We start from the raw sequence: 3,566 nt of genomic DNA, 5'->3' as shown, positions 1-3,566 counted from the left end.
GAGAAGGCATCGCTGCTCCTTGATGCCGGGGCAAAAAGCGTCAGCATTGTGGGCCCGCGCTCACTAGCGCCGCCCCTGCCGTGGTGTCGGTAAATTTTGCGAAATTATCGATAAAACGCTGGGCCAGATCTTCTGCCTTGCTTCGCCATTCGCCGGCATTGGCGTATGTAGCGCGCGGGTCGAGAATCGCACTGTCTACGCCCGGCAGCGCTGTCGGTATTGTGAGATTAAAGATAGGCAGGGTCGTCGTTGGTGCATCATCAATGTTACCACATAATATGGCGTTAATAATCGCCCGCGTGCTTTTGATGGAGATCCGTTTACCGTTACCGTTCCAGCCGGTATTGACCAAAAAGGCGTGGGTGCCGGAAGCGTTCATGCGTTTTGCCAGCACATCAGTGTAGGTAGTGGGATGCAACGACAAAAACGCTGCGCCAAAGCAAGCGGAAAAGGTAGGTACTGGGGCTACCACGCCCCGCTCGGTCCCTGCCAGTTTGGCAGTGAAGCCGGATAGGAAATGATACTGAGCCTGTTCCATCGACAGGCTGGCGACCGGTGGTAAGACGCCGAAGGCATCTGCCGTTAGGAAAATGACGCGCGTCGCGTGTCCGGCACGCGAGACCGGTTTGACGATATTCTCGATATGATCGATGGGATAAGAAACGCGGGCATTTTCGGTCTTACTACCGTCGTTGTAGTCCACGCTGCCATCCGACCGCACCACCACATTTTCTAGCAGCGCGTTACGGCGAATCGCCTGATAAATCTCCGGCTCGGCTTCGGGGGAAAGCCGGATGGTTTTAGCGTAACACCCCCCTTCAAAATTGAACACGCCATCGTCGTCCCAGCCGTGTTCATCATCACCTATCAGACGGCGGCGAGGATCGGTCGACAGTGTAGTTTTGCCGGTGCCGGAAAGGCCGAAGAACAGCGCGACATCCTCATCGGTGCCGACGTTAGCCGAACAGTGCATGGAAGCGATCCCTTTTAGCGGTAGCAGGTAGTTCATCACCGAGAATAGCCCTTTTTTCATTTCGCCGCCGTACCAGGTGCCGCCGATAAGCTGGACGCCTTCCGTGAGATTGAAAGCGACAAAGTTTTCTGAATACAGACCCTGTTCGCGCCAGTCAGGGTTGGTGCATTTAGCGCCGTTGAGCACTACAAAATCCGGTTCAAAACCTCGCAGCTCTTCGTTGCTTGGCCGGATGAACATATTTTTTACAAAATGCGCCTGCCAAGCCACCTCAGTGACAAAACGCACCTTAAGCCGGCTATCCTCATTGGCGCCACAGAAAGCATCAATGACAAATAGGCGCTTGCCGCTTAGCTGCTGGCCGACCCGCTTTTTAAGATGATCCCAGGTCTGTTGGTCAAGGGGATGATTATCATTGGCTCCTTTACCTTGATCGGACCACCATAAGGTGTCGCGGGTCTTAGCGTCACGCACTAGATACTTGTCGAACGGAGACCGGCCGGTGAAAATCCCAGTATCCACCGCCACCGCGCCCGATTGGGTAAGTGTACCGCGTTCAAACCCGTCGAGGGCGGGGTCGGTTTCTTCTGCAAGCAGTTGGTCGTACTCTGGGTTGTACACCAGTTCGCGGCAGGCCGTTATTCCATAACTGAGCCATTGCTGCGGGGTAATCCTCTCACTTAACATGTCACTACTCCTTAGTCTAATAAGTACTGTTAGCGATTGTAGGGGTTAGTGGTGGGCGCGCCGAGGGATGAACCAAGGATTAACCTGACCGGGCAGGCTTTACATTATTTTGTGAATAGGCGCACGGAAAATAAGTTATTACCTTAACATATGCTGCAGAAGAGGCATATCGTCCGGCGTGGCAATAGGTTAAATTCTAGGCCTGCAGCGCGCGATCTTCCCCGCCTGCCGCTGTAGGGCCGCGATGGCGTTGGCATCAAAACGGTAATGGCTGCCGAAAAAATCGCAATGCATATTCACTTCACCATCCTGCTCGAACATTTCGTTCAATTCCCTTTTCACCCAGAGTAATCAGCGTTGCGCCGCCGCGATGACGGGAGCAGATACACAGGAATTGCACCGATTGCGGCGGGTAGATCGTCACCTCATCTTGATGATGATAGAGATGGTATAAAACGTCGTTGGCCGGCAAAGCCAACAATTCGTCGCCTTTTACCGTCGCTGTGAGCTGCGCTAGATGGCAAAAATCATCGGCGCAGGTTTCCTGGCCGGGCAATATACCTGCAGCAGCAGGCTAGCGGCGCATTGCCTTGATGCTCGCCGGTACAGATAAACAGCCGCGTAATCAATTTCTCTGATCCGATTGCAGGAAGTAGTTTTCCAAACAGTCCGCCAGACGAGGCCCTTCCGGACCGACCGCTCTCTGATACCGCTCGTCATCGGTGGACGTCGACGTGATGACCAGATAGCCGTTGCCACCATTTTCGCTAGGGTTGTGTCAGCGATGATTTCGCGGTCGAAGAGCGCTAGCCCGGGTATATTTTGCCGATCTTAGCCGTTAATCATCGCCAGACGCGGCGGGCTGTCCTCCTCCTGCAGCTGGACGGTAATTTTGCCGGTGAACTTCAGAGTGGCGGCAACCAACCTGCTTACCACTAGGAGTTCCCCCAACAGCGTCTTCACTGCTGGCGGGTAGTTGTGCTGGCCCAGTACCTGCCGATAGGTTTCCTGTAATGACACTGTTCACCCTTAACGGAATATTTTATAATAAAGATGACGGTGCAACTGGTCTTAATAGGTCATTATAGTCTCATGTGCCTGCGCAGTAGAGAGGAAAATATATTCTCCGCCTCACCCGGCTCGCCATATTTAAATTTAATCAGATTGCGGCATTCTTTCTTGTCAGGGCGACTGTCTGTATTACGCGCTTCCGCTATTTTTTCCCGCTTGGTGATGCTGGATCGGTTTCCTGATACAGCTGCTGTGCATTGCTGTACAGGTGGCGCTGATCGCTAATGGTCACACGCTCACCTGACGTTCGTAGTTGTCTTGACGTAGCGTGATTTCCGTGCCAAGCTCCATCGTTTTGCCTGGTTTACTGTGCTATCCATTGTAATAAACTTCGCCTCCTTCAATCATTTCCGCGGGCCAGCTGCTCAGGTTTTATAAAAACGCGCTTCTTATAGCTACCTATCCAGCCGCACGGCCGGGGATCCATCGCCATTAGCATCTTTGGTTTTCATTTCGCCTTATGGGTGTCAGGCATCATGCTGGCCAGCGTAGGCAACAGCGCTCGATAGTCGCTCAGCGCCGGATGTCGCCGGAAAGTTTGGGGTACCAGCTCGGAATTGAGATTGCTGACGCCAAGATAATAGCGGGCACTAAAGCAGCGGCTCGCCGTGTCGAAAATCGGCTCGATGCTGTTGATAAACAGCGTCTGCGCCGGATAAAAACCGGTATGCTTGCGATCGCGCAACCATAATTGCTGATCTTCCTTAGGATAGCTAACTGTATGGTTGGAAAGTAATAAATCAAGGTGCTGGCCTAAACTGGTGTCGCATATTTTTACCGCCAGGCCGTCGGGATGCGTATTAGTCAGCGGGATGGGAGCGTCGGCCGTACTGCC

4 protein-coding genes and 2 pseudogenes are annotated in these 3,566 nt (G+C 53.2%); all 6 read right to left on the bottom strand.

Annotated elements, in window-relative coordinates; all coding sequences use genetic code 11:
• Positions 1-40: 40 nt before the first annotated feature.
• Complete coding sequence (pckA, locus tag BG74_RS05840; RefSeq protein ID WP_066597260.1) at positions 41-1,660, bottom strand: phosphoenolpyruvate carboxykinase (ATP); 1,620 nt, start codon at positions 1,658-1,660, stop codon at positions 41-43.
• A 189-nt stretch (positions 1,661-1,849) separates the two neighbouring features.
• Positions 1,850-1,981 carry a hypothetical protein gene (locus BG74_RS18960; protein WP_256364233.1) on the bottom strand — a complete coding sequence of 44 codons (132 nt, stop codon included), beginning with the start codon at positions 1,979-1,981 and terminating at the stop codon, positions 1,850-1,852.
• A pseudogene (locus BG74_RS05835) lies at positions 1,962-2,399 on the bottom strand (Hsp33 family molecular chaperone HslO). The gene BG74_RS18960 and the pseudogene BG74_RS05835 overlap by 20 nt, the downstream one beginning before the upstream one ends.
• Before the next feature lie 92 nt (positions 2,400-2,491).
• Positions 2,492-2,680, bottom strand: coding sequence for an Hsp33 family molecular chaperone HslO (locus tag BG74_RS18955; RefSeq protein WP_256364232.1), 189 nt, complete (start codon positions 2,678-2,680; stop codon positions 2,492-2,494).
• Between the two features lie 62 nt (positions 2,681-2,742).
• Positions 2,743-3,117 (bottom strand): annotated as a pseudogene (locus BG74_RS17150) (Hsp15 family protein); the annotation flags it as partial.
• Positions 3,118-3,179: 62 nt separating this feature from the next.
• A partial coding sequence (locus BG74_RS05830; RefSeq protein WP_501037418.1) for an HAD family hydrolase occupies positions 3,180-3,566 on the bottom strand: 387 nt, incomplete at its 5' end.

The organism is Sodalis-like endosymbiont of Proechinophthirus fluctus, assembly GCF_001602625.1.
Lineage (GTDB): Bacteria > Pseudomonadota > Gammaproteobacteria > Enterobacterales > Enterobacteriaceae.
The sequence above is the reverse complement of the archived record's forward strand: the minus strand, read 5'-3'. Positions and strand labels throughout refer to the sequence as shown.